Annotated in this window: 23 protein-coding genes and 3 tRNA genes; 21 read left to right on the top strand and 5 right to left on the bottom strand. The window is 73.8% G+C overall.

Annotation, left to right across the window (positions count from 1 at the left end; all coding sequences use genetic code 11):
- Positions 1–47: 47 nt before the first annotated feature.
- Positions 48–1,022, bottom strand: coding sequence for a UDP-glucose 4-epimerase GalE (galE, locus tag ACZ3J7_RS23915; RefSeq protein ID WP_465624483.1), 975 nt, complete (start codon positions 1,020–1,022; stop codon positions 48–50).
- A 144-nt stretch (positions 1,023–1,166) separates the two neighbouring features.
- On the opposite strand from galE, the gene ACZ3J7_RS23910 reads away from it, so the two are divergent.
- Complete coding sequence (locus tag ACZ3J7_RS23910; RefSeq protein WP_465624576.1) at positions 1,167–2,258, top strand: S1C family serine protease; 1,092 nt, start codon at positions 1,167–1,169, stop codon at positions 2,256–2,258.
- Between the two features lie 96 nt (positions 2,259–2,354).
- On the opposite strand, the gene ACZ3J7_RS23905 is transcribed toward ACZ3J7_RS23910, so the two are convergent.
- On the bottom strand, positions 2,355–3,509 hold the full coding sequence (locus ACZ3J7_RS23905) for a sensor histidine kinase (RefSeq protein WP_465624481.1): 1,155 nt from the start codon (positions 3,507–3,509) through the stop codon (positions 2,355–2,357).
- A gap of 298 nt (positions 3,510–3,807) precedes the next feature.
- Between ACZ3J7_RS23905 and ACZ3J7_RS23900 the strand changes: the two genes are divergently transcribed.
- The 15 genes from ACZ3J7_RS23900 to ACZ3J7_RS23830 all read left to right on the top strand — a co-directional run bounded on the left by ACZ3J7_RS23900 (position 3,808) and on the right by ACZ3J7_RS23830 (position 18,330).
- The gene (locus ACZ3J7_RS23900) at positions 3,808–4,215 is read left to right on the top strand and encodes an NADH-quinone oxidoreductase subunit A (RefSeq protein WP_465624479.1); all 408 of its coding nucleotides are present in this window, start codon (positions 3,808–3,810) and stop codon (positions 4,213–4,215) included.
- On the top strand, positions 4,206–4,835 hold the full coding sequence (locus tag ACZ3J7_RS23895; protein WP_465624477.1) for an NADH-quinone oxidoreductase subunit B: 630 nt from the start codon (positions 4,206–4,208) through the stop codon (positions 4,833–4,835). The genes ACZ3J7_RS23900 and ACZ3J7_RS23895 overlap by 10 nt, the downstream gene beginning before the upstream one ends.
- Positions 4,832–5,881: an NADH-quinone oxidoreductase subunit C gene (locus tag ACZ3J7_RS23890; RefSeq protein WP_465624475.1), complete on the top strand. Its 1,050-nt coding sequence runs from the start codon at positions 4,832–4,834 to the stop codon at positions 5,879–5,881. Before ACZ3J7_RS23895 ends, ACZ3J7_RS23890 begins: the two co-directional genes overlap by 4 nt.
- Entirely contained in the window at positions 5,878–6,837 is a 960-nt protein-coding gene (gene nuoH, locus ACZ3J7_RS23885; RefSeq protein ID WP_465624473.1) for an NADH-quinone oxidoreductase subunit NuoH, read from the top strand. Before ACZ3J7_RS23890 ends, nuoH begins: the two co-directional genes overlap by 4 nt.
- On the top strand, positions 6,837–7,397 hold the full coding sequence (locus ACZ3J7_RS23880) for a NuoI/complex I 23 kDa subunit family protein (protein ID WP_465624471.1): 561 nt from the start codon (positions 6,837–6,839) through the stop codon (positions 7,395–7,397). The genes nuoH and ACZ3J7_RS23880 overlap by 1 nt, the downstream gene beginning before the upstream one ends.
- Positions 7,394–8,011 (top strand): NADH-quinone oxidoreductase subunit J family protein, encoded by a 618-nt coding sequence (locus tag ACZ3J7_RS23875; protein WP_465624469.1) that lies wholly within the window; start codon positions 7,394–7,396, stop codon positions 8,009–8,011. Before ACZ3J7_RS23880 ends, ACZ3J7_RS23875 begins: the two co-directional genes overlap by 4 nt.
- Position 8,012: 1 nt before the next feature.
- Positions 8,013–8,363, top strand: a complete 351-nt coding sequence (gene nuoK, locus ACZ3J7_RS23870) for an NADH-quinone oxidoreductase subunit NuoK (RefSeq protein WP_465624467.1) — start codon at positions 8,013–8,015, stop codon at positions 8,361–8,363.
- A complete protein-coding gene (locus ACZ3J7_RS23865; RefSeq protein WP_465624465.1) occupies positions 8,360–10,336 on the top strand; it encodes an NADH-quinone oxidoreductase subunit 5 family protein in 1,977 nt (658 codons plus the stop codon). The genes nuoK and ACZ3J7_RS23865 overlap by 4 nt, the downstream gene beginning before the upstream one ends.
- A 121-nt stretch (positions 10,337–10,457) precedes the next feature.
- On the top strand, positions 10,458–11,984 hold the full coding sequence (locus ACZ3J7_RS23860; protein ID WP_465624463.1) for a complex I subunit 4 family protein: 1,527 nt from the start codon (positions 10,458–10,460) through the stop codon (positions 11,982–11,984).
- 32 nt (positions 11,985–12,016) lie between these two features.
- On the top strand, positions 12,017–13,534 hold the full coding sequence (locus ACZ3J7_RS23855) for an NADH-quinone oxidoreductase subunit N (protein WP_465624575.1): 1,518 nt from the start codon (positions 12,017–12,019) through the stop codon (positions 13,532–13,534).
- A gap of 105 nt (positions 13,535–13,639) precedes the next feature.
- Positions 13,640–14,497, top strand: coding sequence for a zinc metalloprotease HtpX (htpX, locus tag ACZ3J7_RS23850; protein ID WP_465624461.1), 858 nt, complete (start codon positions 13,640–13,642; stop codon positions 14,495–14,497).
- Between the two features lie 125 nt (positions 14,498–14,622).
- Positions 14,623–16,347 carry an aa3-type cytochrome oxidase subunit I gene (gene ctaD / locus ACZ3J7_RS23845; RefSeq protein WP_465624574.1) on the top strand — a complete coding sequence of 575 codons (1,725 nt, stop codon included), beginning with the start codon at positions 14,623–14,625 and terminating at the stop codon, positions 16,345–16,347.
- A 154-nt stretch (positions 16,348–16,501) separates the two neighbouring features.
- A complete protein-coding gene (locus ACZ3J7_RS23840; RefSeq protein WP_465624459.1) occupies positions 16,502–16,918 on the top strand; it encodes an SHOCT domain-containing protein in 417 nt (138 codons plus the stop codon).
- A gap of 130 nt (positions 16,919–17,048) precedes the next feature.
- A complete protein-coding gene (locus ACZ3J7_RS23835; RefSeq protein WP_465624457.1) occupies positions 17,049–17,450 on the top strand; it encodes a YccF domain-containing protein in 402 nt (133 codons plus the stop codon).
- 109 nt (positions 17,451–17,559) lie between these two features.
- Positions 17,560–18,330 carry a phosphotransferase gene (locus tag ACZ3J7_RS23830; RefSeq protein WP_465624455.1) on the top strand — a complete coding sequence of 257 codons (771 nt, stop codon included), beginning with the start codon at positions 17,560–17,562 and terminating at the stop codon, positions 18,328–18,330.
- Positions 18,331–18,394: 64 nt separating this feature from the next.
- Here the strand turns inward: ACZ3J7_RS23830 and mug are convergent, their stop codons facing one another.
- Positions 18,395–18,982 carry a G/U mismatch-specific DNA glycosylase gene (mug, locus tag ACZ3J7_RS23825; protein WP_465624453.1) on the bottom strand — a complete coding sequence of 196 codons (588 nt, stop codon included), beginning with the start codon at positions 18,980–18,982 and terminating at the stop codon, positions 18,395–18,397.
- A 189-nt stretch (positions 18,983–19,171) separates the two neighbouring features.
- Here mug and ACZ3J7_RS23820 point away from each other — a divergent pair, with 189 nt between their 5' ends.
- The gene (locus ACZ3J7_RS23820) at positions 19,172–19,606 is read left to right on the top strand and encodes a hypothetical protein (protein WP_465624451.1); all 435 of its coding nucleotides are present in this window, start codon (positions 19,172–19,174) and stop codon (positions 19,604–19,606) included.
- A gap of 107 nt (positions 19,607–19,713) precedes the next feature.
- A complete protein-coding gene (locus ACZ3J7_RS23815; RefSeq protein WP_465624449.1) occupies positions 19,714–20,160 on the top strand; it encodes a hypothetical protein in 447 nt (148 codons plus the stop codon).
- A 74-nt stretch (positions 20,161–20,234) separates the two neighbouring features.
- On the opposite strand, the gene ACZ3J7_RS23810 is transcribed toward ACZ3J7_RS23815, so the two are convergent.
- The gene (locus tag ACZ3J7_RS23810) at positions 20,235–20,723 is read right to left on the bottom strand and encodes a YajQ family cyclic di-GMP-binding protein (RefSeq protein WP_465624447.1); all 489 of its coding nucleotides are present in this window, start codon (positions 20,721–20,723) and stop codon (positions 20,235–20,237) included.
- Positions 20,724–20,937: 214 nt separating this feature from the next.
- On the opposite strand from ACZ3J7_RS23810, the gene ACZ3J7_RS23805 reads away from it, so the two are divergent.
- Positions 20,938–21,018: transfer RNA gene (locus ACZ3J7_RS23805), tRNA-Tyr, on the top strand.
- Positions 21,019–21,115: 97 nt separating this feature from the next.
- Here ACZ3J7_RS23805 and ACZ3J7_RS23800 read toward each other — a convergent pair.
- Complete coding sequence (locus ACZ3J7_RS23800) at positions 21,116–22,384, bottom strand: amidohydrolase family protein (RefSeq protein WP_465624445.1); 1,269 nt, start codon at positions 22,382–22,384, stop codon at positions 21,116–21,118.
- A 260-nt stretch (positions 22,385–22,644) separates the two neighbouring features.
- On the opposite strand from ACZ3J7_RS23800, the gene ACZ3J7_RS23795 reads away from it, so the two are divergent.
- Together ACZ3J7_RS23795 and ACZ3J7_RS23790 are read left to right on the top strand one after the other, a co-directional pair.
- Positions 22,645–22,717 (top strand) — tRNA-Thr (locus ACZ3J7_RS23795).
- A 42-nt stretch (positions 22,718–22,759) separates the two neighbouring features.
- Positions 22,760–22,832: transfer RNA gene (locus tag ACZ3J7_RS23790), tRNA-Met, on the top strand.
- Positions 22,833–22,901: the final 69 nt, after the last annotated feature.

Genomic DNA, 22,901 nt, shown 5'->3' with positions numbered 1-22,901 from the left:
CTCGCGCGAGGTCCGGGGCCGTGGCGTCGTGCAGGGCCGTGCGGGGCCTACGGGTGGTGGTGCCGCCAGCCGGCCCAGGCCGAGGCGACCGTCTCGCGGACGTCGTGGCGGGCGCTCCAGCCGAGCTCCCGCCGGATCAGGTCGGCGGAGGCGACCACCCGGGCCGGGTCGCCGGCCCGGCGCGGGGCGATCTCGGGGGTGGTGTCCAGGCCGGTCACCGCGCCGATCTCGACCAGCATCTCCCGCACCGAGACGCCCTCGCCCCGGCCGATGTTCAGGACCAGGTCGACCCGCTCCTCCGGCCCGGCCGCGTTCAGCCGGCGGACCGCCGCCAGGTGGGCGGAGGCGACGTCCGAGACGTGGATGTAGTCGCGGACGCAGGTGCCGTCCGGGGTCGGGTAGTCGGCGCCGAAGACCCGCGGCGGCCGCCCGGCGGTCAGCCGCTCGAACACCATCGGGACCAGGTTGGTGGCGCCCCCGTCGGACAGCTCCGGCGAGGCCGCGCCCGCCACGTTGAAGTAGCGCAGCGCCACGGTGGACAGCCCGTAGGCGGCGGCCGCCGAGGACAGCAGCCACTCGCCGACCAGCTTGGTCTCGCCGTACGGGTTGATCGGCGCGCACGGGGTCGCCTCGGTCACCAGGTCGACGTCCGGCATGCCGTAGACGGCGGCGGAGGAGGACAGCAGGATCCGGCGCACGCCGCCGGCCACCGCGGCCTCCAGCACCAGGCGCAGGCCCTCGACGTTCTCCCGGTAGTAGAGCAGCGGCTCGCTGACCGACTCGCCGACCTGCTTCTTGGCGGCGATGTGCAGGACGCCGGTCACGCCGTGCCCGGCGATCACCTCGTCCAGCAGCGGGCGGTCCAGGGTGGAGCCCACCACCAGCGGGACGCCGGCCGGCAGGCGGTCGGCGGACCCGCTGCTCAGGTCGTCCAGGACGACCACCGGCTCGCCGGCCTCGACCAGCTCCTTGACTACGTGTCCGCCGATGTAACCGGCACCGCCGGTGATCAACCAGGCCATGGGCCGATCCTATGTCGGCGGCCATTTGCCGGTGACGTGGTGTGTCCGCACGGGCATTCGGACATTTCGGTGAAATAGTGACAAAGCTCTGTCCAGCGACCGGAGGTGGCCGCCGTGCGCCCGAAGAAGGAACCGACCCGCCCGATCCCGGCCGGCCCCCGGCCCACCGGGCCCAAGCTGTGGCTCGGACCCGCGGCCGTGATCGCCGCGGCGGCGCTGCTGGTGACCGGTTGCTCCAGCGCGAAGGGCGGCACCGGCGCGGCGGCCGACGGCTCCCCGTCCTCGTCCTCGACCGCGCCCGCCCCGTCCAGCAGCAACCAGCTGGAGCAGGACTACCAGCAGGTGATCTCCCAGGTCCTGCCCTCGGTGGTGCAGATCACCGCGGGCGACAGCCTTGGCTCCGGGATCGTCTTCGACGACAAGGGCGACATCGTCACCAACGCGCACGTGGTCGGCTCCGCCACCACCTTCACCGTGACGCTGGCCAACAGCACCAAGCCGCTGGACGCCACCCTGGTCGGCAGCTACCCGGAGTCCGACCTCGCGGTGATCAAGCTGTCCAGCACGCCCGGCGGGCTCAAGCCGGCTGCCTTCGCGGACAGCTCGAAGGTGTCGGTCGGGCAGATCACGCTGGCGATGGGCAGCCCGCTCGGACTCTCCAGCAGCGTCACCCAGGGCATCGTCTCGGCGGTCGGCCGGACGGTCAGCGAGCCGCAGTCGGCCGGATCGCCCGGCGCCACCATCGGCAACATGGTGCAGACCTCCGCCGCGATCAACCCCGGCAACAGCGGCGGCGCGCTGGTCAACCTCTCCAGCCAGGTGATCGGGATCAACACGCTGACCGCCGTCGACCCGGAGCTGAACGGCTCGGCCGCGCCCGGCATCGGCTTCGCCATCCCGGCGGCCACCGTCACCAGCATCGCCAACCAGCTGATCAAGGACGGCAAGGTCAGCAACTCCGGCCGGGCCGGGCTCGGGGTGACCGTCCGCCCGTACTTCGACGCGAACTTCCAGCCGGCCGGCGCCGCGGTGGTCTCGGTGGTCGGCGGCGGCCCGGCCGCCTCCGCCGGGCTGCAGGCGGGCGACGTGATCACCAAGGTGAACGACACCGCGATCAGCAGCCCCTCCGCGCTGACCACCGCGCTGGCCTCGCTCAGCCCCGGCGACAAGGTCACCGTCGGCTACCAGCGGGACGGGCAGGCCAAGACCGCGGAGGTCACCCTCGGGACGCTGTAGCGCCCGACAGGCCCGGGCCCGGAGTGCCGCACCGCGCAAGGGAGGCGGCACTCCGGGCCCGTCCACGTCCGGCCGGGGGCGCCCCCCGGCCGGACGTCACCGCTTGGGGCCGGAGCGGGTGTGCCAGGGGAGCTCGACCGTCACCAGGGTCGGGCCCTCCGCCGGGCTCTCCACCACGAACACGCCGTCCACCGACTCGGCGCGCTCGGCCAGCCCGGCCAGCCCGCCGCCCGGGTGCACCCGGGCGCCGCCCCGGCCGTCGTCGCGCACCGTCAGCATCAGCCGGCCGTCCTGGCGCCAGACGTCCACCGCGGCGGTGCGGGCGCCGGAGTGCTTGGCGGCGTTGGTCAGCAGCTCGGTGACGGTGAAGTAGGCGATGCCCTCGACCGCGGAGTCCGGCCGCTCGCCGCCCAGCTCGACGTGCACCCGGACGCCGCCGGGCAGCGCGGTGCGGGCCGCGACCGAGGAGAGCGCCGCGTCCAGCCCGCGGTCGGTGAGCACGGCGGGGTGGATGCCGCGGGCCAGGTCGCGCAGCTCCTGCAGGGCGAGCTTCACCTCGCCGTGCGCCGCGTCGACCATCTGCCGGGCGGACGCCGGATCCTCCTCCAGCTTCTCCTTGGCCAGGCCGAGGTCCATCGCCAGGGCCACCAGCCGGGCCTGCGCGCCGTCGTGCAGGTCGCGCTCGATCCGGCGCAGGTCGGCGGCGGCGGTGTCGACCACCGCGCCCCGGTCGTCCTCCAGCTCGCGGACCCGCTCGGCCAGCGCGCCCGGCGACAGCAGCGCCTCCACCAGCCAGCGGGAGACCGCGGAGAGCGCCCGCATCGCCCAGGGCAGCACCGGCCAGCCCACCACCAGCAGCACCAGCGTCAGCGCGAAGGTGACGAGGCCCCAGACCAGCAGCACCACGCAGTACAGCGCGGAGCGCCAGTTCAGCCCGTCACCCAGCGCCGCCATCACCCAACCGGCCACCCCGGCCCGGGACGGGCGCAGCGGCTCCGGCTCGGCCACCGCGCTGCGCAGCTCGGAGCGCGCCCGGGCCCGGCCCAGCCGGCCGAACCAGCGGCAGCAGGCCAGCCCGGCGGCCAGCAGCGGCAGCCCCACCACCGTCACCGCCAGGCCCAGGCCGGTGGAGAGCAGCACCACCGCCACCACGAACCCGACCAACCCGACCGGCAGGTTCAGCAGCGCGTTGCTCACCTCCCGCCACAGCTGTGCCCCGTACAACGACGGGCGCTTCGCCTCGTCCTCCATGGTCGGCGCCCTCTCCTGGTGATCTCGCCGGTGCTTGTCGATCACCAGCATCCCGCCCGGCGACCGTCCCCCGCCATGGTGCTGCACACCGTCTTCGTCCGGGGGTTATCCCCACCCCCGGCGGTGCGCTCCGCACCCGGACCGTCCGCGGGCGGAATTCCGCCGCCGGCCACCGGGCGTCCGCCGGGTGTCCACCGGCCGTCTTGCAGGACGGGCGGGTGACGGAGTAAACGGACGGTGCACATAGACTCCCGCGATAGCGATGGTTATGGACGGGCAAAGAAGAAGGGCGTGACCCATGGAGTGGCAGCCGCTCGCTGCCGACCCCGCCGCCGGCAGCGGCTACTTCGACGCCTACGCGGCGGTCGGCCTGCTGGCGGTCATCGGCGTCCTTTTCGTCGTGGTGTCCTTCACCGCGAACCGCCTGCTGCGACCGGTGGTCGACACCCCGGAGAAGCTGCTCGCCTACGAGTGCGGGGTCGACCCGGTCGGCGAGGGCTGGGCGCACACCCAGATCCGGTACTACGTCTACGCCTTCCTGTACGTGATCTTCGCGGTCGACGCGATCTACCTGTTCCCGTGGGCCACGGTGTTCTCCGCCGCCGGCTTCGGGGCCACCACGCTGGTGGAGATGTTCGTCTTCGTCGGCTTCCTCGCGGTCGGACTGCTCTACGCCTGGAAGAAGGGCGTTCTGGAATGGACGTGACGCACTCGCACGGGACGCCGGGCAACGGCCCCGTCCCGCTCGGCATCCCCGACCCGGCCCGCCCCGGCGCCGCCGTCGAGCAGCGCCGCCTCGGCCCGCTGGCCCGGCTCGCGCCGGACCCGGTCAAGGTGGTGCTCAACTGGGGCCGCCGCTACAGCCTCTGGTGCTTCAACTTCGGACTCGCCTGCTGCGCGATCGAGTTCATCGCCGCGTCGATGGCCAAGCACGACTTCATCCGGATGGGTGTCATCCCGTTCGCGCCCGGCCCCCGGCAGGCCGACCTGATGATCGTCTCGGGCACCGTCACCGACAAGATGGCCCCCGCGGTCAAGCGCCTGTACGAGCAGATGCCCGAACCGAAGTACGTCATCTCCTTCGGCGCCTGCGCCAACTCCGGCGGCCCGTACTGGGACTCGTACTCCGTCACCAAGGGCGTCGACCAGATCATCCCGGTCGACGTCTACGTGCCCGGCTGCCCGCCGCGGCCCGAGGCGCTGCTCCAGGGCATCCTCAAGCTGCAGGAGAAGATCGCCGCCGAGGACGTCCCGCAGCGCTACGCCGCGCCCGCCGCCGCGCTCGGCCGGCCGCTGCGGCCCGCGCCCGGGGAGGGGCGGCGGTGACCGACACCCCGGACACCCCGGACACCTCCGAGACGCCCGCCGCCGAACCGGTGCCCGCCGCCGAGCCGACGCCCGCCGAGCGCACCGCCTCGGCCGTCGGACCGTGGGCGAGCGCGACCGAGGCGTACGACCTGCTGACCGTCGACGTGCCCGCCGAGCACTGGATCGAGGCGCTCACCGCCGCCCGCGACGTCCTCGGCCTGGCCTTCCTGGACTGGCTGAGCGCCGTCGACGACCTCGACCGGGGCTTCGCCGTCTGCGCGCACCTGGCCGCCGTCGGCGGGCCCGGCGGCCTGCGCCGACTGCTGCTGCGCACCCGGGTGCCGCGCGAGAAGGCCGCGCTGCCGACCGCCGTCGGGGTGTACGCCGGTGCCGCCTGGCACGAGCGGGAGACCCGGGAGATGTTCGGCATCGAGTTCCCGGGCCACCCGCACCCCGTCACCCTGCTGCTGCCGGACGGCTTCGAGGGCCACCCGCTGCGCAAGGACTTCGTGCTGGCCGCCCGGGTCGCCAAGGACTGGCCCGGCGCCAAGGAGCCCGGCGAGGCCGCCGACCACGGCGGCCCGGCCCGGCGCAAGATGCAGCCGGCCGGCGTCCCCGACCCGAACGAGTGGGGACCGCTCAAGGGCACCCTGCCGCCGGCCGCCGAGCGCCCCGCGCGCGGCGCGGCCCGGGCCGGCGCCGCCCGGGCCGGTGCCGCCGCCGGGGTCGACCGGCCGCGCCGCGCCCGCAGCGTCGAGGGCGGCTCGGTCAGCCAGGCCGCCGCCGAACCCGGGCCCGCCGCCGAGGCCGGGGCCGCCGCCCCGCCGCCGGTGCGGGCCGACCGGCCGCGCCGCACCCGCAGCGTCGGCGAGGGCTCGGTCAGCCAGGCCGCCGGGGAGACCCCGCCCGAGCGGCCGGAGGCACCGCGCCGCACCGCCCGCACCCAGTCGTCGGACGCCCCGTGGCACACGCCCGTACCGGCGCACGACGAGGGCGCGGAACCTGAACAGCCGGCCGAACAGCCCGAAGAGACCACCGAGAAGCAGGACGGAGACGGCGCGTGAACCTCCTCGACACGCTGCTGCGCTGCGTCGGCACGCTGGTGGCGTTCCTGGTGCTGCCGCTGGTGGTCGGCCAGACCGAGCACAAGGTGATGGCGCACATGCAGGGCCGGCTCGGCCCGATGTACGCGGGCGGGTTCCACGGCTGGGCGCAACTGGTCGCCGACGGCGTGAAGTTCGTCCAGAAGGAGAACGTCGTCCCGTCCGGCGCCGACCGGCGGATCTTCCAACTGGCCCCGGCCGTCGCGCTGCTGCCCTACCTGCTGGTGCTGCTGGTGATCCCGGTCGGGCCGGACGGGATGGTCGGCCAGGTGGTCGACGCGGGCATCTTCTTCGTGCTGGCCGTGATGGGCGTCGGCGTGCTCGGCTCGCTGATGGCCGGCTGGGCGTCGGCCAACAAGTTCTCGCTGCTGGGCGCGCTGCGCACGGCCGCGCAGCTGATGTCGTACGAGCTGCCGATGCTGCTGGCCGCCGCCTCGGTGGCGATGGCGGCGGGTACCGTCTCGCTGCCGGGCATCGTGGACGCCTTCCACTGGTGGTGGGTGCCCTGGCAGCTGATCGGCGCGTTCGTGTTCTTCACGGCCGGCCTGGCCGAGCTGCAGCGCCCGCCGTTCGACATGCCGGTGGCCGACTCGGAGATCATCTTCGGCGCGTACACCGAGTACACCGGCCTGCGCTTCGCCCTGTTCCTGCTCGCCGAGTACGCGGGCATCGTGGTGCTCTGCGCGCTGACCTCGGTGCTGTTCCTGGGCGGCTGGCAGGGCCCGTTCGCCGACCAGCTCGGCTGGCTGTGGACACTGGCCAAGACCTTCGCGCTGGCCTTCGTGGTGCTCTGGCTCCGGGTCACCTACCCGCGGCTGCGCGAGGACCAGCTGATGCGCTTCGCCTGGACCGTGCTGATCCCGCTGGCCCTGGCCCAGCTCGTCCTGACCGGCATCATCAAGGTGGCGATCTCGTAATGGGAATTCCCGGCTCCGGCCTGGCCAAGGGCCTGGCCGTCACCCTGCGCACCATGATGCGGAAGACCGTCACCGCGCAGTACCCCGACGTGCAGCCCGACCTGCCGCCGCGCAGCCGGGGCGTGATCGCGCTGCTGGAGGAGAACTGCACGGTCTGCATGCTGTGCGCCCGCGAGTGCCCGGACTGGTGCATCTACATCGACTCCCACAAGGAGACGCTGCCCGCCGCCGACCCGAACGCCCGCGCCCGCACCCGCAACGTGCTGGACCGCTTCGCGATCGACTTCTCGCTCTGCATGTACTGCGGGATCTGCGTCGAGGTCTGCCCGTTCGACGCGCTGTTCTGGTCCCCGGAGTTCGAGTACGCGGAGACCGACATCCGCGAACTCACCCACGAGCGCGAGCGGCTGCGCGAGTGGATGTGGACCGTCCCGCCGCCGCCCGCGCACGACGCCGCGGCGGAGGAGCCCAAGGAGATCGCCATGGCCCGCAAGGCCGCCGACAAGCTGGCCGCCGCCGCCGCGGCTGCCGCCGCCGCCGAGGAGGGTGGGGAGAGTTGAGCACCCTGCTGGCCGCGGCGGGCTCGCTGGAGCCCGCCGCGCGCTCGTACCTCTCGCCGACCGGGCAGGAGGTCGTCTTCCTGCTGGTCGGTGTGCTCGTGCTCGGCGCCGCCGTCGTCTCGGTGACCACCCGCCAGCTGGTGCACGCCGCGCTGTGGCTGGTGGTCGCGCTCGGCGGACTCGCGGTCGAGTTCCTGCTGCTGACCGCCGAGTTCGTGGCCTGGGTGCAGGTGCTGGTGTACCTGGGCTCGGTGATCGTGCTGGTGCTGTTCGGCCTGATGCTGACCCGCGCCCCGATCGGCCGCTCCCCGGACGCCGACTCCGGCAACCGCCCCGCCGCGCTCGCGGTCGGCGCCGCCTCCGCCGCGACCCTGGTCACCCTGGTCGTCGACGCGTTCCGCTCGTCCTGGATCGACCTGTCCGGCGCGGCCGGCACCACCCGGCTGACCGGCGAGTACCTGTTCTCGCACTGGGTGCTGCCGTTCGAGGCGCTGTCGGTGCTGCTGCTGGCCGCCCTGGTCGGCGCGATCGTGCTCTCCCGCACCGGGGACGGCCGGACGAAGCCGCGGGCCGGGAAGCTGCGCACCGGCCTGACGAAGCAGAAGGAGCGCTGAGGTGCACCTCGCCTACCCCGCCGTCCTCGCCGTGCTGCTGTTCAGCGTCGGCGTGTACGGCGTGCTCGCCCGCCGCAACGTCATCCTGGTGCTGATGTCGGTCGAGCTGATGCTCAACGCCGTCAACCTCAACCTGGTCGCCTTCGACGTCTGGCTGCGCGACACCCTGCACGCCGGCCAGGCGCTCACCCTGTTCACCATCACCATCGCCGCCGCCGAGATCGGCCTCGGCCTGGCCGTCGTGCTGCTGGTCTACCGCACCCGCCGCACCGCCGCCGTCGACGAGGTCACCGCGCTCGGCGACCGCCACGAGGCGGCCGACGACCACGCGAAGGAGCAGGCCGCCGCATGAACCTCGCGCTGCCGATCCTCGTCCCCGCGCTGCCCGCGCTCGGCGCCGCCGCCGGCCTCGCCACCGGCCGCCGCCACCCCGGCCTGGCCCGCCCGCTCGCCGTGCTGCCGGTCGCGGTCTCCGCCGTGCTCGCCCTGGTCACCGCCCTGCAGCTGGGCACCGGCGGCACCCTGGACGCCGCCACCCGGCTCGCCCCCACCGGCGGCCCCGAGATCTCGCTCGCCCTGCACCTGGACGGCTTCTCCTCGCTGATCTCGGTCCTGGTCGGCCTGGTCGCCACCTGCGTGCAGGTCTACTCGACCGCGTACCTCAAGGACGACCCGCGCTACCCCTCGTACGCGGCCCTGGTCTCGCTGTTCACCGCCGCGATGTTCCTGGTCGTCTACTCCGGCGACCTGATCGTGCTACTGGTCGGCTGGGAGGTGATGGGCATCTGCTCGTACTTCCTGATCGGCCACCACTGGGAGACCGCCGACGCCCGGACCGCCTCGCTGAAGGCCTTCCTGGTCACCAAGCTCGGCGACGTGCCGTTCCTGTTCGGCCTGTTCCTGCTCGGCGCGGACGCGGGCAGCTTCCGGATCACCGAGGTGCTGCGCACCGCCGCCGACGGCGGGCTCGACCACCCCACGCTGACCGCCCTGCTGCTGCTGGCCGGCGTGGCCGGCAAGAGCGCGCAGTTCCCGCTGCACACCTGGCTGCCCGACGCGATGGCCGGTCCGACGCCGGTCTCCGCGCTGATCCACGCCGCCACCATGGTCGCGGCCGGCGTCTACCTGGTCGCCCGGCTGCTGCCGGTCTTCCTGCTCTCCTCCGCCGCGCTGCTGGTGCTGGCCGTGATGGCCGCCGTCACCATGGTCGGCTCCGCGCTGTGCGCGCTCGCCCAGGACGACCTCAAGCGCGTCCTCGCCTACTCCACGGTCGGCCAGCTCGGCTACATGGCCGGCGCGCTGGCCTCCGGCGACCGGCAGGCCGCCGTGTTCCACCTGGTCGCGCACGGCGCGTTCAAGGCGCTGCTGTTCCTCACCGCCGGCGTCGTCATCCACGCCGCGCACACCAACTCGATCAGCGCGATGTCCCGGATCGACGGCCTGCGCCGCCGCGTCCCCGACGCCTACTGGACGATGGGCATCGCCCTGGTCGCGCTGGTCGGCCTGCCGCCGTTCGCGGGCTTCTTCTCCAAGGAGTCCGTGCTCACCGCCGCCGAGCACGCCGCCCACGGCGAAGCCCTCACCGGCGCCCTCGGCCCCGCCTCCGCCGTCCCCGCCTCCGCCGGCTGGACGGTGCTGGCGGCCGGACTGCTCACCGCGCTGCTCACCGCCGCGTACGCCACCCGGCTCTGGCTGGTCGCCTTCCACGCCAAGCCGGTGGCGCCGGTGGCCGCCCCCGCCGACGCGCCCTACTCCCCGGAGATCGACGAGGCCGACCCGGCGCACGCCGAACCCGCCGCGATGCGCTGGCCGCTGTGGGTGCTGGCCGTGCCCACCATGGGCTTCGGCCTGCTCGGACTGCGCTCCGACTGGCTGCCCGAGCTGCTCGACGGCGCATCGCTGCGGCCCGGCTTCGCGACCGCGGTCCTGGGCACCGGCGCCGCGCTGGTCGGCGTCCTGGTCGCGTACGCCGCCTGGCGGACCGTGAACGCCCGCGCCGCGGCTGCGGCCGGCCCGACCGCCGAGCCCACCGCCACCGACCCCGGCCGGCTGCTGCTCGGCCCGCTGTACGGGCCCGCCCAGCACGGCTTCGGCGTCGACCGCTGCTACGGCGCGCTGGTCGTCCGGCCCACCGAGGCCGCCGCCCGGCTGGTCCGGTTCCTGGACCGCGCCGTGGTGGAGACGTACGTCCGCGGCGCCGGCGCCGCGCCCGGCTGGCTCGGCCGCGCCGTCCGCTTCGCCCAGACCGGCAACGCCCAGGGCTACCTGAGCGCGCTGCTGGCCGGGGCCGTGCTGCTCGCCGTCCTGGTGGCGGTCGGCTCATGACACGTCACCGGTCCCTGCCACGTCATCTGCTGCCACGTCATCCGGTGCCACGTCATTCCGTGTCGCGACACCAGATGACACGTCACCGTTCCCTCGTCCCGGCACGCCCTTGGAGCCCCCGATGAACGCGGTCCTCATCGCCCTCCTGGCCCTGCCGCTGCTCGGCGCCGCCCTGACGCTCGCCCCGATCGGCGACGGGCGGGCGCTGCGCCTCGGCACCGCCGTCACCGGCGGCACCCTGCTGCTGGCGGTCGTCCTCGCCGCGGGCTTCGACCACGACGACCCCAGCCGGATGCAGGCCGTCACCGACGTCCCGTGGATCCCCGCGCTGGACGTCCGGCTCCACCTCGGCACCGACGGCATCTCGCTCCCGCTGCTGGTGCTCACCGCGCTGCTGACCTTCCTCTGCGCGCTCTACTCGGTCAAGAAGCTCCCCGCCGGGCCCGGCGGCCGCGCCTTCACCGGGCTGCTGCTCCTGCTGGAGACCGGCATGCTCGCCACCTTCGCGGTGCTCGACCTGGTGCTGTTCTTCCTGGCCTTCGAGACCGTGCTGATCCCGATGTACTTCCTGATCGCCCGCTGGGGCAGCGGCCGGAAGACCGCCGCCGCCAACCGGTTCGTCCTGTACACCCTGCTCGGCTCCGCCGTGATGCTGCTCGGCTTCCTGCTGATCGGCGTCAAGGCCGGCACCTTCGACATGGTCGAGCTCGCCGCCGCCCACGGCGCGGGCCTGTCCCACACCACCCAGCTGGTCGCCGCGCTGGCCGTCCTGGTCGGCCTCGCCGTGAAGGCCCCCGCCTGGCCGCTGCACTCCTGGCTGCCCGACGCGCACACCGCCGCCCCCACCGTCGGCTCGGTGCTGCTGGCCGGCGTGATGCTCAAGATGGGCACCTACGGCCTGGTCCGGGTGCTGCTCCCGGTCGTCCCGGACGGCACCGCGACCTTCGCCCCCTACCTGGGCGCGTTCGCCGCCGTCGGCATCGTCTACGGCTCGCTCGCCTGCCTCGCGCTGGCGCGCAAGGGCGCCGGGGGCGACCTGAAGCGGCTGATCGCGTACTCCTCGGTCGGCCACATGGGCTTCGTCCTGCTCGGCATCGCCTCGCTCACCCCGGCCGGCCTGAACGGCGCGCTGTTCGCCAACATCGCGCACGGCCTGATCACCGGCCTGCTGTTCTTCGTGGTCGGCGCGGTCAAGGACCGCTACGGCACCGCCGACCTCGACACCCTCTCCGGAGCCACCGGCGCCGCCCTCTACGGCCGCGCCCCGCGGATCGGCGCGCTGCTCGCGTTCGCCGCCGTCGCCAGCCTCGGCCTGCCCGGACTGGCCGGCTTCTGGGGCGAACTGCTCGCCATGTACGGCGCGTTCGACCCGGCGGCCGGACTCTCCCGGCCCGCGTTCGTCACCTACATGGCGCTGGCCGGCCTCGGCACCCTGCTGACCGCCGCCTACCTGCTGATCGTGGTCAAGCGGGTCTGCATGGGCGACCCGGAGCAGCCCGCCCCGGTCACCGACCTGCCCGACCTCCAGGGCCACGAGGCCGCCAGCTGGACGCCGCTGGTCGCGCTGACCCTGCTCGCGGGCCTGTGGCCGGCCCTGCTCCTCGGCCTCTCCGACCCGGCCGTCAAGCACCTCCTCGGAGGCGGCTGATGGCCACCGCTCACGACCTGGGGCAGCCCCTCATGACTCCGCTGACGCCGCTCGCCGTCGCCGACCCGGGCGGCCTGATCCAGTCCGTCGACTGGGTGGCCGTCGCCCCGCCGCTGATCGCCGCGCTCGCCGCCCTCGCCGTGCTGGTCGCGGACCTCTTCCTGCCCGAGACCCGCAAGCGCCTGCTCGGCCCGCTCGCCGCCGCCGGCCTGCTCGCCGCGCTGGCCGCCCTGCTGCCGCTCGCCCTCGGCGACACCCGCTCCACCTTCTGCTTCAGCGGCCCGGGCGGCGGCTGCTCCTACACCGCCGACCACTTCGCGCTCGCCTTCCAGCTGCTCGCCCTCGGCGGCGCGCTGCTGACCGTGCTGCTCTCCCTGCACACCGTCGAGGACGAGAAGCTGCCGGGCGGCGAGTACTGGTTCCTGCTGCTCTCCTCCGCCTGCGGCGCCGCCCTGCTGCCCGCCTCCCGCGACCTCGCCACCCTGGTGATCGCGCTGGAGGTCGCCACCCTGCCCGCGTTCGCCCTGGTCGGCCTGCGCCGGGACGGCCGGGGCGCGGAGAGCGCGCTGAAGTTCTTCCTCTCCTCGGTCACCGCCACCGCCGTGATGCTGCTCGGCGTCAGCTTCGTCTACGCCGCCGCCGGGACGATCCAGCTCCAGGGCATCGCCGACGGACTGGCCCACGCCCCCGCCCGGTTGAAGCCGCTCGCCGAGGCGGGCGCGGTGCTCACCCTGGTCGGCTTCGCGTTCAAGACCGCCGCCGTCCCGTTCCACTTCTGGGTCCCCGACACGTACGTCGGCGCGCCGCTGCCGGTGGCCGGCTACCTCTCGGTGGTCGGCAAGGCGGCCGGCCTGTCCGGCCTGGCGCTGGTCACCACCGTCGCGTTCCGCCCGTACGGCCACACCTGGGGCCTGGTGCTGGCGGTGCTCGCCGCGCTCACCATGACGTTCGGCAACGCGGCCGCGCTGCGCCAGCGCACCGACACCCCGCACGGGGCGGTCCGGCTGCTGGCCTGGTCCTCGGTCGGCCAGGCCGGCTACCTGCTGGTGCCGCTGGCCGCCGCCGGGTACGCCGGATCGGCCGAGCCGCTGGGCGCGACCGTGGCGTACGCGCTGGTCTACGGCCTGGTGAACCTGGGCGCGTTCGGCGCGGTCGCGCTGGTCGGCGGCCCGGGCACGCTGGACGGGTTCCGCGGGCTGGCCGGGCGCAACCGCTGGGCGGCGTTCGCGCTGGCGTTCTTCCTGCTCTGCCTGGCGGGCCTGCCGCCGGGCGTGGTCGGCCTGTTCGGCAAGGTCGTGGTGTTCCGCTCGGCGGTGGACGCCGGTCTCGGCTGGCTGGCCGTGGTGATGGCGGTGAACGTGGTGATCGCGCTCGCCTACTACCTGAAGTGGACCGCGCTGCTGTTCGCCCCGGCCGCCGGGGACGCCGCCGCCGGGCGCCGCGTCCCGGCCCCGCTGGGCGCCGCGCTGGGCCTCGCCGGGGTCGGCGCGGTGGTGCTCTCGGTGGCCCCGCAACTGGTGCTCCAGGTGGTGTCGGGCAGCCTGTTCTGACCTGTGGTCGAATGCCGGAGGGAACGAACCGGCCAGTTCGGGGCGTTGATCCCGGCAGAGGGAGGCGGCTCCACGGCTTCCACCGGCACCACAGGAGGGCCCGCAGTGCACAGCCACCACAACGGATTGCGGACGGCCGTCCTGCTGGGCGGCCTCTCCGCGCTGATCCTGGTGATCGGCGGCTTCTTCGGCCGCACCGGCCTGCTGGTGGCCCTGCTGGTCGCGGTCGGCACCAACGCCTACGCGTACTGGAACAGCGACAAGCTGGCGCTGCGCGCGATGCGGGCCCGCCCGGTCAGCGAGATCGAGGCCCCGCAGCTGTACCGGATCGTCCGCGAGCTCTCCACCGCCGCCCGCCAGCCGATGCCCCGGCTGTACATCTCGCCCACGCCCGCGCCGAACGCCTTCGCCACCGGCCGCAACCCGCGCAACGCGGCGGTCTGCTGCACCGACGGCATCCTGCAGCTGCTGGACGAGCGGGAGCTGCGCGGCGTCCTCGGCCACGAGCTGAGCCACGTCTACAACCGGGACATCCTGATCTCCTCGGTGGCCGGGGCGCTCGCCTCGGTGGTGATGTTCCTGGTCAACTTCGCCTGGCTGATCCCGGTCGGGCGCTCGGACGACGACGACGGCCCCGGCCTGGTCGGCATGCTGGCGATCATGATCCTGGGGCCGGTCGCGGCCGGCCTGATCCAACTGGCCGTCAGCCGCTCCCGCGAGTACCAGGCCGACGCCGACGGCGCCCGGATCACCGGCGACCCGCTCGCCCTGGCCGGCGCCCTGCGCAAGCTCGACGCCGGCACCCAGCGGCTGCCGCTGCCGCCCGAGCCGCAGCTGCAGACCGCCAGCCACATGATGATCGCCAACCCGTTCCGGCCCGGCGAGCGCGGCGCCAGGCTGTTCTCCACCCACCCGCCGATGCGCGAGCGGATCGCCCGCCTGGAGCGGATGGCCGGGCAGTGACCGACCGACCCGCGGCCTGACTCCTTCGGGCGACCGCCCGGCGAGCGTCCGCCCGGCACCGCGGCCCCGCTGGTAGGGCTGAACGCACTGACCACTCCCGATGCCGGAGGTGCGGTGCGGTGACCATGCTGCCGAGCGATGCCGAACTGGGCCCGACCGGCCCGCCCGTCCCACAACCGCCCCCGCGCCGCCGCTTCGGCCGGGCCTCCCGCCCGCGCCGGGGCCGGGCGCTGGTGGTGTGGCTGACCACCACCGACCACAAGCAGATCGGCACGCTGTACCTGGCGACCTCGTTCGCCTTCTTCCTGGTCGGCGGGGTGCTGGCGCTGGTCATGCGGGCCGAGCTGGCCCGCCCGGGCACCCAGATCCTGTCGAACGAGCAGTTCAACCAGGCGTTCACCATGCACGGCACGATCATGCTGCTGATGTTCGCCACCCCGCTGTTCGCCGGCTTCGCCAACTGGTTCATGCCGCTCCAGATCGGCGCCCCCGACGTCGCCTTCCCCCGGCTGAACGCCTTCGCGTACTGGCTGTACCTGTTCGGCTCGCTGATCGCGGTGGGCGGCTTCCTCACCCCGAACGGCGCGGCGGACTTCGGCTGGTTCGCCTACGCGCCGCTGAACAGCGCCGTGCACTCGCCGGGCGTCGGCGCCGACCTGTGGATCATGGGGCTGGCCTTCTCCGGCTTCGGGACGATCCTCGGCTCGGTCAACTTCCTCACCACCGTGGTCTGCCTGCGGGCGCCCGGCATGACGATGTTCCGGATGTCGATCTTCACCTGGAACGTGGTGCTGACCTCGATCCTGGTGCTGATGGCCTTCCCGGTGCTGGCCGGCGCGCTGCTCTGCCTGGAGGCGGACCGCAAGTTCGGCGCGCACGTCTTCGACCCGGCCAACGGCGGCCCGATCCTGTGGCAGCACCTGTTCTGGTTCTTCGGCCACCCCGAGGTGTACATCATCGCGCTGCCGTTCTTCGGCATCGTCACCGAGGTCCTGCCGGTCTTCTCCCGCAAGCCGGTCTTCGGCTACTCCGGTCTGATCGCCGCCACCATCGCCATCGCCGGCCTGTCGGTGACGGTCTGGGCGCACCACATGTTCGTCACCGGGCAGGTGCTGCTGCCGTTCTTCTCGTTCATGACCTTCCTGATCGCGGTGCCGACCGGCGTGAAGTTCTTCAACTGGGTCGGCACCATGTGGCGCGGCTCGCTGAGCTTCGAGACGCCGATGCTCTGGTCGATCGGCTTCCTGGTGACCTTCCTGTTCGGCGGTCTGACCGGCGTGCTGCTGGCCTCCCCGCCGATCGACTTCCACGTCTCGGACTCGTACTTCGTGGTCGCGCACTTCCACTACGTGGTGTTCGGGACGGTGGTGTTCGCGATGTTCGCGGGCTTCTACTTCTGGTGGCCGAAGATGACCGGGCGGATGCTGGACGAGCGGCTCGGGAGGATCCACTTCTGGACGCTGTTCGTCGGCTTCCACACCACCTTCCTGGTCCAGCACTGGCTGGGCGCCGAGGGCATGCCGCGCCGCTACGCCGACTACCTGGCCTCGGACGGCTTCACCACGCTGAACACCGTCTCGACCGTCGGCTCGTTCCTGCTCGGCCTGTCCACCCTGCCGTTCCTCTACAACGTCTGGAAGACCGCCAGGTACGCGCCCGGGGTCGAGGTCGACGACCCGTGGGGCTACGGCCGCTCGCTGGAGTGGGCCACCTCCTGCCCGCCGCCCCGGCACAACTTCACCACCCTGCCGCGGGTCCGCTCCGAGTCGCCCGCCTTCGACCTGCACCACCCGGAGATCGCCGAGTACGACCGGCTGCAGAACGACCGCCCGGCGGTCGAGCCGCACTGACGCCGCGCTGGCGCCCTGCCGAGGCCGTGCTGAGGCCGCGCCGGGGTCGTCCTGCGGATGCGATGCCCGTTTTGCGGTGGTAAGAATCGTTTCGTCCCTACGCCGTTCGAGGCGCGGGGACGTTCCGTCTGACTGTGCGCGGGATCGGAGCGTCATGGACAACTATCCGCTGCTCAACATCTTCTGGACGATGCTGGAGCTGTTCCTCTGGATCCTCTGGTTCTTCCTGCTGTTCAAGATCATCACGGACATCTTCCGCAGCGAGGACATGGGCGGCTGGGGCAAGGCGGGTTGGACGATCTTCGTGATCCTGCTGCCGTTCCTGGGCGTGCTGGTCTACCTGATCGCCCGCGGCGGCTCGATGCACCAACGGGACGTCGACCAGGCCAGGAGGGCCGACGCCGCCTTCCAGGACTACGTCCGCAAGGCGGCGGGCACCGGCGGCGGCGGAGCCCCCGGCGGGAGTCCCGGCGGGCACGTGGAGGACCTGGCGAAGCTGGCCGACCTCAAGAGCAGCGGCGCGCTGTCCGAGGAGGAGTACCAGCGGGCCAAGGACAAGCTGCTGACCTGACCCCGCCCGTCCGGCCGAACGACGAAGGGCCCGCCCCCCCGTGGGCGGGCCCCTCGCGCGCTCCGGCGGCCGTCGCCCGTCCTCCCCGGCCCGCTGGGCAGCCGGGCGGGCGCGTGCGAGTCTGGAGGGCATGAAGCTGGTCAACTTCCTGCTCAACGTGATCTGGCTGCTCTTCTGCGGCCTGTGGATGGCCCTCGGGTACGCGCTCGCCGGCATCGTCTGCTTCGTCCTGATCATCACGATCCCGTTCGGCATCGCGGCCTTCCGCCTCGCGGGCTTCATGCTCTGGCCGTTCGGGCGCACCACCGTGGTCCGGGCCGACGCGGGCGCGCCGTCCTGCGCGGGGAACGTGATCTGGCTGGTCTTCGCCGGCTGGTGGCTGGCCCTCGGGCACATCGTCACCAGCGTCCCGCTGTTCCTGTCGATCATCGGGATCCCGTTCGGCTGGGCGAACCTGAAGATGGTGCCGGTCTCGCTCACCCCGCTCGGCCGCGACATCGTCCCGACCGACCAGGGGTTCGGGGCCCGCTGATCCGGCGGCGGTGCCGCGCCCGCCGGGCGCCGACGGGAAAACCGGTCGTGCGGAGGGCCGGTGCGGGGGTACAACCGGTCGGTGGCGGCGGGAGTGCGAGGAGGGGCACGTGACGGACGGCGAGATCATGGCCGGCGGGGTCAACCAGGTCGAGCGGCGGGGGGACCGGGTGCTGCGCCCGACCGGGCCGTGGTCGCCGGCCGTGCACGGGCTGCTGGCGCACGTCCGGGCGGCCGGGTTCGCGGCGGGGCCGCGGTTCCACGGGCTGACCGAGGACGGGCGGGAGGTGCTCGACTTCCTGCCCGGCGAGGTCTCCGACTACCCGCCCACCCCGGCCGCCGCCTCCCGCACCGCGCTGCTCGACGCCGCCCGCCTGCTGCGCGCGTACCACGACGCCACCGTCGGCTACACCGCCGAGGGCTGGATGCTGCCCGCCCGCGAACCGGCCGAGGTGGTCTGCCACGGCGACTACGCCCCGCACAACTGCGTGCTGGACGGCGAACGGGTGGTCGGCGTCATCGACTTCGACACCGCCCACCCCGGCCCCCGGCTCTGGGACGTCGCCTACGCCGCCTACCGCTGGGCCCCCACCACCGCCCCCGGCAACGCCGACGGCTTCGGCACCCCGGACGAACAGGCCCTGCGGGTACGGGAGTTCTGCGACGCGTACGGCCTCGGCCGGGCCGACCGGGCGGGCCTGGTCGACGCGATCGAGGCCCGGCTGCACGCCCTGGTCGCGCACATGCGGGCCGAAGCCGCCGCCGGGAGCGCCGCGTTCGCCTCGCACCTGGCCGACGGGCACCACCTGATGTACCTCTCCGACGCCGCGTACGTGGTGCGCGAACGCGCCCGCTTCGAGGCCCGACTCCTGGCGGCGTGACGGGGGACCGGGGGGACCGGCCCCCGGAGCCGTCCGTCGTTCCGGGGACGACCGGGCGCCCGCCTCACCCGTCCGCGCGCTCCAGGTGCTCGCGCAGCGCCCGGAACTCGGCCGCGAGCCCGTCCGGCGAGTAGTGCGCGTTCAGCCCGCTCGGGTTCGGCAGCAGCCACACCTCGGTGTCGCCGATCGGTTCCGGCTGCGGCCCGACCGTCGCCCGCGGCCGGCCGAACGCCGCCCGGTACGCCCCGATCCCGAGCACCGCCAGCACGCGCGGCCGCAGCCGCCGCACCCGGGCCTCCAGCGCCCGGCCGCCCTCCAGGTACTCCTCGGCGGTCAGCTCGGCCGCCTTCGCCGTGGTCCGGGCCACCACGTTGGTGATCCCCAGCCCGAGGGCGAGCAGTTCCCGCTGCTCGGCCGGGCGCAACTGCCTCGGCGTGAAGCCGGACCGGTGCAGGGCGGGCCAGAACCGGTTGCCCGGCCGGGCGAAGTGCTGCCCGGTGGCGCCCGACCACAGGCCCGGATTGATCCCGCAGAACAGCACCCGCAGGCCGGGCGCGATCACGTCCTCGATGGTGCCGTCCTGGGCGGCGGCGAGCTCTTCTGGCGTGGGCTTGGCGCCGGTGGCCGGGCGCTGCGGCGGAGTACGGGTCACCCCGTCCACTCTGCCGTACCGGAGGGCGCGCGCGCCTCGTCGAGCGCTGACGAACCGTTTTCCGGGTCTCGCCGATGAAGGAGCGTTTCCGCAGCTCGGAGCGGGTGCGGCCGATGTCCGGCATATCGGATGGATAGTCAGTTCGATTGTTTTCCTGACCTGATGACTTCCGGGGCGGAGAATGGGGCGGTGTCATACGAACTGAACGCGCTGATCGCCGCCGAGGAACTGATCGCGGTGGTGGCGGCCGAGGTCCCGCTCGCGCACGCCGTGGCCCTTCCGCACGGCCTCGCGCTGGTGCCGATGACCGACGAACTCCACGAGGCGCTCCAACACCCCTCCAACGCGCCCGACTTCGGCTTCAAACGGTTCCCGTCCGGATTCGCCCTGCGGATCGCCGGCTGGTCGAAGGCCGCCCCGATCGCCTACGCCGAGTCCGACCCGGAACACCCCGGCGGCCGCCGCGCGGCCCTCTGGTACGACGGCCGGATCGTCCTCGGTCCGCTCGCCCCCGCCGACGGCCCCCCGCTCGACCGCGTCCTGCGGGCCCTCGGCGCCACCGCCGGCGCCGTCCCGGAGATCGCGGCCGCCCTCGCCGTCGCCGGCCACCGGGGGCCCGCCTGACCGGCGCACCGTTCGGCGTACGAGCGGTGGCCGCGGCCTTTCGGGTGGCCCAACGTGTGGATGGCAGGCGAAACGCCTGAACTCCCCCCGAAAGGAACGGCTTTACCATGCGTGCCCACTGGCCGGCCGCCGCGCTGACCGCAGTCCTCGCCCTCGGCGCGGTCACCCTGGCGACCGCCGCCCCCGCGTCCGCGGCCGACCCCGCCGACGCGTTCCGCACCCGCCCCGCCACCGCCGCGGGCCCCACCCTCGCCCTCACCCGCCCCGCCGCGCTGCCGCCCCTGCCGGTCGCCGTCCCGAACGCCCCGGCGGCGCCGGCGCTCCCGGCCCTGCCGTCCGCGCCCGCCCCGCCCGCCGCGCCGTCGGTCCTCCCGGTCCCGTCCGCCCCCGACACCGCCGGGCTGCTCGGCGCCGTCACCGGGCTGCTCGGCGGTGCTCCCGGCACCCCCGGCGCCCCGGACCAGGGCTTCGTCCAGCACCTGGTCGACCAGCTCACCGACACCCTGCGGGGGCTGCTCGGCACCCTCCCCGCCACCCCGTCCGGCACCTCCTGACGGGCCCGCGAACGCCGGGAGGGCGCACCGTGGCCGGTGCGCCCTCCCTGGTGCCGGGACTCGCGTCCCGCCGCTCAGCGGTAGTTGACGAACTGGAGCGCGAAGTCCAGGTCCTTGCCCTTGAGCAGGGCCTGCACGGTCTGCAGGTCGTCCCGCGACTTCGAGCTGACCCGCAGCTCGTCGCCCTGGACCTGCGCCTTGACGCCCTTCGGGCCCTCGTCGCGGATGATCTTCGCGACCTTCTTGGCATCCTCGGTGGTGATGCCTTCCTTGATGTCGGCGAAGATCTTGTACTCCTTGCCGGACAGCTGCGGCTCCGCCGCGTCCAGCGCCTTCAGCGACAGCCCGCGCTTGACGAACTTGGTCTGCAGCACGTCCAGGATCGCCCGGACCCGCTCCTCGCCGTTGGCCTTCATCTCGATCTTCTCGCCGGACCGCTTGATCTCGGCGCCCACGTTCTTGAAGTCGAAGCGGGTGGCGATCTCGCGGGAGGTCTGGTTGATCGCGTTGTCGACCTCCTGCCACTCGACCTTCGAGACGATGTCGAAACTGGAGTCGGCCATGGGTGTTGGTCTCCTTGCACTACAGGCTGCACGGTCGCGCCGCCCGCCACCGGCGGGCGACGCCCCAGCCTATCCAGCCCCCCGGGCCCCCGCCCGCACCAACCGCGCGCCGACCTTGATCACGACGTGACGTAACCGGGTGGCGAACCACCCCCCCACATCAGGTATCGTTTACGACGTCGAACGGGGCAGTGCTCCGCCAGACACCATCCCTGGCTGGTTGCCCGAGCGGCCAAAGGGAGCAGACTGTAAATCTGTCGCGCAAGCTACGCAGGTTCGAACCCTGCACCAGCCACTGGATAGTGAAGAAGCCCCCGGGCTGCGGAGACGCAGCCCGGGGGCTTCTTCGTCGTGCGCCCGGCTCCGGACGGGGCCCGGCGGGGCCCGGCGGGTCAGCCCGGGTGGTTCTGGCGGGGGAGGGCGAGGGTGACGGTGTCGGCGAACTCGCGGACGGCGCTGGTGCGGGAGACGACGCGGCCGCAGTGGACCACCAGGCGGGAGTGGCCGCCGGAGAGGGCGCCGGTGAGGCTGTCGCCGCGGATGGCGAGGAGTTCGGCGGGGAAGCCCGCGTCCACCCGGACGGGGGGCAGGCCGAGGGTGGTGCGGGCCTGGGCGGAGACGGCGTCGTAGGCGGCTTCGGGGGAGAGCGCGCCGCCGGCGGCGAGCAGGCGGGCGGCGTCGAGGGGGTCGGCGCGGCCGACCGGGTTGGAGGCGTCGCGCAGGCCGCCGCCGCCGGCGGTGAGGGCGACCCGGGCGTGCGCGAACTCCCGGACCAGGGCGGGGGGCAGGCCGGTCGGGGGGCCTTCGAGGCCGGTGCAGCCGCCGTTCTGCGGCAGGCAGACCACCCGGACGCCGGCGCCCGCCAGCACGTCGGCGCCGCCGGGCGGCAGCGCGCTGCACGGGCCGAGCGCGACCCGGGGCCGGTGCGGGGCGAGGGCGGCGACCAGGCGGGCGAGCTGGGCCCGGTCGGCGGCGTCGGTGTGCAGGTCGACCGGGCAGTCCGCCTCGGCGGCGGCGTCCAGCAGCACCCGCACGTAGCCGACCGGGTCCGGGTCGAGGTCCGGGCAGCCGCCCGCCGCGTCCGCGCCGAGCTTGAGCGCGTCCCGCAGCTGGGCCCGCCCGTCCGCGCCGGCCCGGCCGGTGAGCAGGCGGGGCATCGCCACCGCCTGCAGTTCGGCCAGGCCGCGCAGCGCCTGGCGGGCGGTGAGGACGGCCTCCAGCCGGCCCAGCCCGTGCGCGTCGCCGATCCGGACGTGGGTGCGCTGGGCGGTGGCGCCGTAGCCGAGCGAGGTGAGCGCGGACTCGGTGACCCGGCGGACCAGCTCGTCCGGCCCGTCCGGCGCGCCCCCGCCCCCGCCCGGTTCGGGCGGCGCCGCGGTGAAGGCGCTGTCGTAGTGTCCGTGCGGTTCGGCCGGGGCGGGCAGCAGCAGGTAGCCGGACAGGTCGATCCGGGCGCCGGTGGTGACCGTCGGCTGCCCGGGCAGCGCGGGCATCGGCCCGAGGCTGCCGACCGTGCCGACCGCCTGGATCCGGTCGCCGCTGATCCGGACGTCCGCCACCCGCCCGTCCAGCAGTCGCGCCCCGGTGAGCAGCAGCACCGGCCCGTGCCCGAGCGGGTTGGCGGACGGCGGCGGCTGGGCGCCCTCGCTGCTTTCGCTCATCGGCCCGCTCCTCCAGTCCGGTCGACCGCCCGGCGCCCGGTGCGGGGGCGTCCGAGAGATCACTGACGGTCGAGCCTAGGCCGGGTTCGGGCGGGACGGTCGGAGGCGGGCGTCGGGACGTGTCGGCGCGTTCCGGTTGCGGCGGCGGTCGAACGGGTGTCGTCCGACGGTCCGTCAGTGCGGGCCTGCCGACCTGCGAAGATCCGGCGCGGATACGGATTTCACCTCTGGCCCGGAACCGTGTAATCTCTTCCTCGTTCGCCCCTATAGCTCAGTCGGTAGAGCGTCTCCATGGTAAGGAGAAGGTCTGCGGTTCGATTCCGCATGGGGGCTCTGGTGAAGGGTTCCCCGCTCCGGCGGGGTTCCGGTCATCAAAGCGGTGTAGCTCAGTTGGTAGAGCAAGCGGCTCATAATCGCTGTGTCACCGGTTCAAGTCCGGTCACCGCTACCCCGCGTAGTCGATCGGGGGGATCACTCCCGATCGGCTACTCTTGTCTGTGTTCTTATTCGTTGTCCC

Source organism: Kitasatospora sp. NPDC015121 (genome assembly GCF_055562955.1).
Note: the sequence above shows the minus strand (reverse complement) of the source record. Positions and strands in the feature narration are given on the sequence as shown.

What these genes read in the sequence shown, in the direction of transcription:
- galE (WP_465624483.1), bottom strand. Translation starts at nt 1,022, where the DNA reads ATGGCCTGGTTGATCACCGGCGGTGCCGGTTACATCGGCGGACACGTA.
- ACZ3J7_RS23905 (WP_465624481.1), bottom strand. Translation starts at nt 3,509, where the DNA reads ATGGAGGACGAGGCGAAGCGCCCGTCGTTGTACGGGGCACAGCTGTGG.
- ACZ3J7_RS23900 (WP_465624479.1), top strand. Translation starts at nt 3,808, where the DNA reads ATGGAGTGGCAGCCGCTCGCTGCCGACCCCGCCGCCGGCAGCGGCTAC.
- ACZ3J7_RS23895 (WP_465624477.1), top strand. Translation starts at nt 4,206, where the DNA reads ATGGACGTGACGCACTCGCACGGGACGCCGGGCAACGGCCCCGTCCCG.
- ACZ3J7_RS23880 (WP_465624471.1), top strand. Translation starts at nt 6,837, where the DNA reads ATGGGAATTCCCGGCTCCGGCCTGGCCAAGGGCCTGGCCGTCACCCTG.
- ACZ3J7_RS23865 (WP_465624465.1), top strand. Translation starts at nt 8,360, where the DNA reads ATGAACCTCGCGCTGCCGATCCTCGTCCCCGCGCTGCCCGCGCTCGGC.
- ACZ3J7_RS23860 (WP_465624463.1), top strand. Translation starts at nt 10,458, where the DNA reads ATGAACGCGGTCCTCATCGCCCTCCTGGCCCTGCCGCTGCTCGGCGCC.
- ACZ3J7_RS23855 (WP_465624575.1), top strand. Translation starts at nt 12,017, where the DNA reads ATGACTCCGCTGACGCCGCTCGCCGTCGCCGACCCGGGCGGCCTGATC.
- ctaD (WP_465624574.1), top strand. Translation starts at nt 14,623, where the DNA reads ATGCTGCCGAGCGATGCCGAACTGGGCCCGACCGGCCCGCCCGTCCCA.
- ACZ3J7_RS23840 (WP_465624459.1), top strand. Translation starts at nt 16,502, where the DNA reads ATGGACAACTATCCGCTGCTCAACATCTTCTGGACGATGCTGGAGCTG.
- ACZ3J7_RS23835 (WP_465624457.1), top strand. Translation starts at nt 17,049, where the DNA reads ATGAAGCTGGTCAACTTCCTGCTCAACGTGATCTGGCTGCTCTTCTGC.
- ACZ3J7_RS23815 (WP_465624449.1), top strand. Translation starts at nt 19,714, where the DNA reads ATGCGTGCCCACTGGCCGGCCGCCGCGCTGACCGCAGTCCTCGCCCTC.
- ACZ3J7_RS23810 (WP_465624447.1), bottom strand. Translation starts at nt 20,723, where the DNA reads ATGGCCGACTCCAGTTTCGACATCGTCTCGAAGGTCGAGTGGCAGGAG.
- ACZ3J7_RS23800 (WP_465624445.1), bottom strand. Translation starts at nt 22,384, where the DNA reads ATGAGCGAAAGCAGCGAGGGCGCCCAGCCGCCGCCGTCCGCCAACCCG.